Source organism: Prevotella sp. P6B1, assembly GCF_000702825.1.
In the GTDB taxonomy this organism is placed as follows: domain Bacteria; phylum Bacteroidota; class Bacteroidia; order Bacteroidales; family Bacteroidaceae; genus Prevotella.
This window is the reverse complement of the sequence record NZ_JNKF01000001.1, coordinates 68,749-76,898: the sequence shown is the minus strand read 5'-3', so window position 1 is coordinate 76,898 and position 8,150 is coordinate 68,749. Positions and strand designations below refer to the sequence as shown.

General features: G+C 50.8%; 5 protein-coding genes and 1 rRNA gene. 3 read left to right on the top strand and 3 right to left on the bottom strand.

Annotation, left to right across the window (positions count from 1 at the left end; genetic code table 11):
• Positions 1 to 213 (bottom strand): 16S ribosomal RNA (locus tag T495_RS15990); the annotation flags it as partial.
• Positions 214 to 603: 390 nt separating this feature from the next.
• Complete coding sequence (locus tag T495_RS0100330) at positions 604 to 2,928, bottom strand: transglycosylase domain-containing protein (RefSeq protein WP_033147216.1); 2,325 nt, start codon at positions 2,926 to 2,928, stop codon at positions 604 to 606.
• A gap of 107 nt (positions 2,929 to 3,035) precedes the next feature.
• On the opposite strand from T495_RS0100330, the gene pyrB reads away from it, so the two are divergent.
• The 3 genes from pyrB to glyA all read left to right on the top strand — a co-directional run bounded on the left by pyrB (position 3,036) and on the right by glyA (position 5,806).
• Positions 3,036 to 3,983, top strand: a complete 948-nt coding sequence (pyrB, locus tag T495_RS0100325; protein WP_028903911.1) for an aspartate carbamoyltransferase — start codon at positions 3,036 to 3,038, stop codon at positions 3,981 to 3,983.
• 26 nt (positions 3,984 to 4,009) lie between these two features.
• Positions 4,010 to 4,456, top strand: a complete 447-nt coding sequence (locus tag T495_RS0100320; protein WP_033147215.1) for an aspartate carbamoyltransferase regulatory subunit — start codon at positions 4,010 to 4,012, stop codon at positions 4,454 to 4,456.
• Between the two features lie 69 nt (positions 4,457 to 4,525).
• The gene (glyA, locus tag T495_RS0100315) at positions 4,526 to 5,806 is read left to right on the top strand and encodes a serine hydroxymethyltransferase (protein ID WP_028903913.1); all 1,281 of its coding nucleotides are present in this window, start codon (positions 4,526 to 4,528) and stop codon (positions 5,804 to 5,806) included.
• 74 nt (positions 5,807 to 5,880) lie between these two features.
• Here glyA and T495_RS0100310 read toward each other — a convergent pair whose 3' ends face one another.
• Entirely contained in the window at positions 5,881 to 8,091 is a 2,211-nt protein-coding gene (locus tag T495_RS0100310; RefSeq protein WP_033147214.1) for a S9 family peptidase, read from the bottom strand.
• Between the last annotated feature and the right edge of the window lie 59 nt (positions 8,092 to 8,150).

The window sequence follows — 8,150 nt, the reverse complement described above, 5'->3', positions numbered from 1 at the left end:
GATTCAACTTAGATGTCCGCATTGAATAACATAGAGCATTAATCCGATTTTCACCGGGCTATTCTCTACTATAGGGAAGGTTGGATACGCGTTACTCACCCGTGCGCCGGTCGCCATCAATCAAAGCAAGCTTCGATCATGCTGCCCCTCGACTTGCATGTGTTAAGCCTGTAGCTAGCGTTCATCCTGAGCCAGGATCAAACTCTTCATTGTATAAAATATCTTCGATATTTTCTACGAGTCTTCGTCGTCGCTCGGAAATTGAAAGCAAGCTTTCATTTCTCTCGCTCCTAGAAGCCTTGTAAATTTAATCATTATCTGTTTCAGAACGACTATCCAAGATTTCCATTCCTATTAAAAGAAATTGAAACGGTTTGTTTCTTGTTACCCAAGAGCATTTCTGCTCTCGCTTCTTGTACTACTTCTGTCTATGTAAATCTTTCAAAGAACTCTTTCTTAGTGTGCTATCGTTTTTGAGCGAAAGCGGGTGCAAAGGTACGGCATTTTTTCCAAACCTCCAAACATTTTCCAAAAAAAATTCCCAAAAACATGAAAGTTTTCGGGAATTTTTACAAAATGAGGCTTACACCTTATATATATATATTACTCGAATATCTCTTCGATATCATTTTCGCCTGTAACTTGGTCGGACGTATCACCTCCAAAAGGACAGGGGTTGAAACCTGCCGGAATATCAAAAACAGCCTCTTCGCTATAACCGAGTCGGGCATCCTTATACACCTGTTGCATATAAAGAGCGAAGATGGGAAGCGCACCTGATGCACCCTGACCCATGGCCATCGAATTGAAATGGATGTCGCGATCGTCGCCACCAACCCAGCAGGCATTCACCAGATTCGGGGTGAGACCCACGAACCAGGCATCGCTATTATTATTAGTAGTACCTGTCTTACCTGCCAACTGTCCCTTCAGGTTATATCTGAAGCGCAGACGACTGGCTGTACCTCCATCGACCACATTGCGGAGCATGTAGATCATCTTGTGGGCACTCTCCTCGCTGATCACCTCGTTCATGCGGGGCTGGAACTGGGCAATGACATTTCCCTCGTTGTCCTCGATACGGGTGACGAACATGCAGGCTGCACGGATACCGTGGTTAACGAAAGCGGTATAGGCACTGGCCATCTCGCCCACGCTGATATCGCATGGACCCAGACAAAGCGCCATCGAGGGGTGAATATCAGGATTGCGGATGCCGTACTCGTGCAGCAAATCGACAAAGGCCTGAGGATTGAGCTTGCTCATGAGGTAGGCAGAGATCCAGTTGTTTGACTGCTGCAGTCCCCACTTCAGCGTTACCATCTCGCCATAACGGGCCTTGCTGCCATTACGTGGGGTCCACGACTGACCAGCCACCACATAGGTCTGCTGAACATTAGGCGCCTCGTCGCAGGGCGAGAATCCATTCTCCATGGCAAGCGAATAGAGATAGGGTTTGATGGTAGAACCTACCTGACGGCGACCCTCCATCACCATATCGTAAGCAAAGTGCTCATAGTTCAGTCCGCCCACGTAGGCCTTGACATAGCCATTCTGAGGACACATACTGATAAAGCCCGTACGCAGGAACGATTTGTAATATTTTATCGAGTCGAGCGGTGTCATAATGGTATCCACCTCGCCGTGGTAGGTGAAGACCGACATCTTGGTCTTGGTACGGAACGACTTGTGGATCTCATCATCGGATGCCCCACTCTCCTTCAGCACGCGGTAGCGCTCACACTGACGGATAGAACGGTTCAGAATCTGATCGACCTGGGCCTTGGTGAGATTCGACGAATAAGGGGCGTTGGTCTTGTGGGCCATCTCCTTATCGAAAGCGGGCTGGAGGAACTTTACCACATGCTGATAGGCGGCCTGCTCGGCATATTCCTGCATGCGCGAATCGATGGTGGTATAGATCTTCAGACCATCGGTATAGATGTTATAATGGTCGCCATCGCGCTTCTTGTTCTTGTTGCACCAACCATACAAAGGGTCTGATTCCCAATTGATTGAGTCGGTCACAAACTTCGCCATATTCCACGAGGGATAGTTGGAACGGTAAGGTTTCTTGGCAGTCATATACTGGCGGAGATACTCGCGGAAATACTGTGCCAAACCCTCCTTATGATCGGCCACATGGAACTTGAGCTGGAGGGGCTCCTTGCTATACTTATCGTATTCGGCCTCGGTAAGGTAGCCGGCTTTCACCATCTGCATGAGTACCACATTGCGGCGCTCCTGGCTGCGCTCGGGATTGCGCACGGGGTTGAAGTAAGAGGGGTTCTTACACAAGCCCACGAGCACGGCCGACTCGGTGACACTCAGGTCCTTAGGCTCCTTGCTGAAATAGGTATTCGAAGCCGTTTTGATGCCTACCGCATTATGCAGAAAGTCAAAATAGTTCAAATACATCGTGAGGATCTCGTCCTTGGTATAGGTGCGCTCCAGTTTCACGGCTATCACCCACTCGATGGGTTTCTGAAGGAGTCGCTCGATGGTGGAGTGTGCCTGCTCTGAATAGAGCTGCTTGGCCAGCTGCTGGGTGATGGTAGAACCACCACCAGCACTCTTCTGTCCTAAGACACCGCGCTTGACGATGGCGCGTCCCAAGGCGATAAAGTCGATACCAGAGTGCTCGTAGAAACGCACATCCTCGGTAGCCACCAGGGCCTTGATGAGCGATGGCGCAATCTTGTTGTAATCAACCATGACACGGTTCTCACGATTATAATTCCATGTTCCGAGTAGTTTTCCGTCAGAAGAATAAATCTGTGTGGCAAACCTACTGATAGGGTTCTGGAGATCTTCGATAGGAGGCATATAACCTATCCAGCCCTTGTCGATAGCATAAAAAGCGCCGGCTGTAGCCAGGATGGTCAACGTCAACAATGTCCATAAAAAATAGACAAATAGCTTTCTCATATTCTAATTTTGGTTACTTTTTGCTGCAAAATTACTATTTTCTTTCAAAATACGGCATGGAAATCAGAAATAATGTGTAATTTTGCGCCAACAAAATAAAATTAGTGATGAAAAAGCATAATTTTGTGACTATCGCCGACCTCACCAGGGAGAAGATTCTCTACATGATTGAGATGGCGCAAGAGTTCGAAAAGCACCCCAACCGCGAGTTGCTAAAGGGTAAAGTTGTGGCGACCCTTTTCTTCGAACCTTCTACTCGCACACGACTAAGTTTTGAAACCGCAGCCAACCGTTTAGGAGCAAGGGTCATCGGCTTTGCTGACCCTAAAATCACCAGCGGAACAAAGGGCGAAACCCTCAAGGACACCATCCTGATGGTATCGAACTATGCCGACGTGATTGTGATGCGCCACTATATAGAAGGTGCCGCTGTCTATGCATCGGAAGTAGCCCCCGTGCCCATCGTGAATGCAGGCGACGGTGCACACCAGCACCCCTCGCAGTGTATGCTCGACCTCTACTCTATCTACAAGACACAGGGTACACTCGACAACCTTAATATATATATGGTAGGCGATTTGAAATACGGTCGTACCGTTCATTCACTGCTGATGGCGATGCGCCACTTCAACCCCACCTTCCATTTCGTAGCTCCTAAAGAACTGGCCATGCCCAAGGAATACAAGATCTATTGCGACGAGCACGGCATCAAATATCAGGAGCACACGGCTTTCAACGAGAAAGTGATAGCCGATGCTGATATCCTGTACATGACACGCGTGCAGAAAGAGCGCTTCTCGGATCTGATGGAGTATGAGCGCGTAAAGAACGTGTACGTGCTGAACAACGACCTGCTGAAGAACGCCAAGCCCAACATGAAGATTCTGCATCCGCTGCCACGCGTGAACGAGATTGCCTACGAGGTGGACGACAACCCACACGCCTACTACATACAGCAGGCCGGCAACGGACTCTTTGCACGTGAGGCCATCTTCTGCGATGTGCTCGGCATCAGTCTCGACGAAGTTAAAAACGACAAAACGATTATTCTTTGAACTTTGAACATTGAACTTTGAACTTTATGAATAAGAAAGAGCGCTTAGTTGCCGCCATCGAAAACGGCACTGTGATTGATCATATTCCTACCGACAAGACCTATCAGGTGGCAAGCCTGTTAGGACTCTTCACACTGAAGACCCCTGTGACCATCGGATTCAACTACCCCTCGAAGAAGGTGGGTTCGAAAGGCATCATCAAGGTGTCGGACAAGTTCTTCACCGATGCAGAGATCTCGCGTCTGTCAGTTGTGGCGCCAAATGTGATCCTGAGCATCATCCGCGACTACGAGGTGGTAGAGAAGAGAAGCGTGGTAACACCTGCCGAGATAAAAGGTATCGTGAAGTGTAACAACCCCAAGTGCATCACCAACAACGAGCCCATGGCCACCCACTTCCACGTGCAGGACGGCGTGCTGACCTGCCACTACTGCGAGAAGGAGCAGGACATTAACAAAGTAGAACTTTGTTAACATTGAACATTGAGATTTGAACTTTGAGCTTTGAACTTTGAACATTTTTTAAACCCAATAAACAAAACAATGAACAGAGACAACACAATCTTTGAGTTGATTGAGAAAGAGCATCAGCGCCAGCTGAAAGGCATTGAGCTGATTGCAAGTGAGAACTTCGTAAGCGACCAGGTGATGGAAGCCATGGGCTCTTACCTTACCAACAAGTATGCCGAGGGCTATCCTGGCCACCGTTACTATGGCGGATGCCAGGTTGTTGACGAGGTTGAGCAGCTGGCTATCGACCGCGTATGCAAGCTGTTCGGTGCCGAGTATGCCAACGTACAGCCACACTCTGGTGCTCAGGCTAATGCTGCCGTGCTGCTGGCTGTGCTGAAGCCAGGCGACACCTTCATGGGTCTGAACCTGGACCACGGTGGTCACCTGTCACACGGTTCGCACGTGAACACATCGGGTATCATCTACAACCCCATCGGTTACAACCTGAACAAGGAGACCGGTCGTGTGGACTATGACGAGATGGAGCAGCTGGCCCTGGAGCACAAGCCCAAGCTGATTATCGGTGGGGGTAGTGCTTACAGCCGCGAGTGGGACTACAAGCGCATGCGTGAGATTGCCGACAAGGTTGGCGCTCTGCTGATGATCGATATGGCTCACCCCGCTGGTCTGATTGCTGCCGGATTGCTGGACAACCCTGTTAAGTACGCTCACATCGTTACTTCGACTACCCACAAGACCCTGCGTGGTCCTCGTGGCGGTATCATCCTGATGGGTAAGGACTTCGAGAATCCTTGGGGCCTGAAGACACCAAAGGGTGTTGTGAAGATGATGAGTCAGCTGCTGAACTCGGCCGTATTCCCTGGACAGCAGGGTGGTCCTCTGGAGCACGTGATTGCTGCCAAGGCTGTGGCTTTCGGCGAGGCTCTGCAGCCTGAGTTCAAGGAGTGGGCTAAGCAGGTACAGAAGAACGCCAAGGTGCTGGCCGAAGAGCTGGTTAAGCGTGGATTCGGCATCGTAAGCGGTGGTACCGACAACCACTCTATGCTGGTTGACCTGCGCTCTAAGTATCCCGACCTGACTGGTAAGGTGGCTGAGAACGCTCTGGTTGCTGCCGACATCACCGTGAACAAGAACATGGTACCATTCGACAGCCGTAGCGCCTTCCAGACATCAGGTATCCGTCTCGGAACTCCTGCTATCACCACCCGTGGTGCCAAGGAGGATCTGATGGTACAGATTGCTGCCTGGATTGAGGAGGTACTGAACGATCCCGAGAACCCAGAGGTTATCGCCAGCGTTCGTGCCCGCGTGAACGAGAAGATGAAGGATTATCCTTTGTTCGCTTATTAATCTGCTTGCACATTAATAAACATAAAAAAGCCCCAGCCAAACCGGCTGGGGTTTTCTGTTTGCTATTCCTGATTTTACTTCAGATTATCATTGAAATGATTGATGGCCTGGCGATAGAGGTGGTTACGCGTGTTACCACCCGAGATGCCGTGGTTACGATTGGTATATACCAACTGACGGAAATCCTTATCGGCCTGAACCAGCGCCTCTACATATTCGGCTGAGTTCTGATAGTGTACATTATCATCGGCCAAACCGTGACAGATGAGCAGCGCGCCATGCAGATTCTTGGCACGGGCAATAGGATTCACTTCGTCGTATCCGCTGGCGTTCTCCTTAGGTGTGCGCATATAGCGCTCGGTGTAGATAGAGTCGTAATAGCGCCAACAGGTGGGAGGCGCAATGGCCACACCGGCACGGAACACTGGGCGACCCTCCGACATCGACATGAGGGTGTTCCAACCACCATAACTCCAGCCCCAGATGCCGATACGCTCCTTATCGACATAGCTCTGCTGACCCAGCCAAAGGGCTGTCTCAACCTGGTCGCGAGCCTCGAGTTCGCCCAGGCGCAGATAGGTGCACTTCTCGAAGTCGGCACCACGACCACCTGTACCACGGTTGTCGACACACACGCAGATATAGCCCTGCTGACAGAGATACTGCTCGAGGATGGCACCATTGCCAGCCATGCCGATGCCCCACTGATTGAGCACCTGCTGCGAGCCAGGACCTCCGTACTGATACATGATGACGGGGTACTTCTTGTTGGCATCGAAGTTGGCGGGCTTCACCATCCAGCCATTCAGCTGTACGCCCTCGGAGGTGGTGAAGGTGAACATCTGCTTAGCGCCCAGCTCGTAATCGGCGAGCTTCGTCTTGAGCTCGTTGTTGTCGATGAGGGTAGCAAGCCGCTTGCCGTTGTTCTGACAGATGGTGTACTGGGCGGGGGTGTTGATGTCGCTCCAGATATTGATGAAGTACTTGTAGTTCTTGCTGAAGATGGCGTTGTTGATACCATCCTTCGGGGTGAGTGTCTCAATCTTGCCGTTCTGGTGAGCCACCATCACCTGCTGCTCGGTAGCCCCCTTGGGGTTGGCAGCGAAATAGGTGTCGCCGGTCTTCTCGTCGAAGCCGTAAACAGCCTTTACCACAAACTTCTCGTGCACAATCTGGCGCAGCAACTGGCCATTCAGATTGTAGAGATACAGGTGGTTGTAGCCATCGCGCTCGCTGGGCAGCAGAATGTGCTTATCGGTGAGCTGGATATCGTCGAGCACCTCTTCCTTGATGTACTTCTGCACCTTATCCTCGATGGCCAGCTTGCAAACCGTAGAGAGCGGATTGGCCATATAGATACGCAGCACGTCCTGGTGGCGATTCATGGTCATGATGGCCACCTTGGTAGGATCGCTGGTAGCTTTGATGCGGGGGATATAATCCTCGGCATCGAGAGGGAGATTGATTTTACGGGTCTGATGACTCTTGATATCGTAGCTCCACACGCTGACCTTCGAGTTGACCTGGCCAGGAACGGGGTACTTATAGGTATAGTCGCCAGGATACTCGGCAAACTCCTTGCGCTCAGGGCGCAGGCCCTTGAAGAGCTGCATGGAGTACTGCTTCACAGCGCTCTCATCGTAGCGTATCCACAGAATCTGCTTAGAATCGGCCGAGAAAACCATCGACGAGTTGGTAGAGAACTCCTCCTCATAGACCCAGTCGGGGATACCATTGATCACCTCGTTGCGCTTGCCGTCCTTGGTGACCTGACTCTCGGCATTGTCGTAGAGTAGCTTCACCAGGTAGATATTGTTTTCGCGAACGAAGGCAATCTGGTTGCCATCGGGCGAGAACACAGGCGTTTGCTGAGGACCACCATCCGACAGGAGCTCCAGCTTATTGTTGCGGATGCTATAGATATAATAGGTGGCGGTGAACGAACGACGATAGATGTACTTGGTCTTGGTCTGGATGAGCAGACGGGTGCCATCGGGACTCATGATGTAGCCATCCACATCGTCGATCTTAGCGCCACGGGCTGTGGCGGCATCGAACAGCACGCCTACCTGCTTGCCGGTTTTAAACGAGTAAGTAACAATCTGCTTACCATCGCTGCTAATCTGCGCGTAAGTCTCGCCATCAGCCAAGGGGTAAACGGCGCTGATGGACTTACTGCGGAACTCGCCTTTGGTAATGTCGGTGAGGGCAATCTGCTTGCCTGCCGAAGCGCTCACAGCCAGCGCCAGCGATATGCCAAGCGAGAATAATCTTAATTTCTTCATCTTTTACTAAGTTTTACTGTTTCAGTTTGCAAAGATAGCGTTTTTTTCGTTAACTTTGC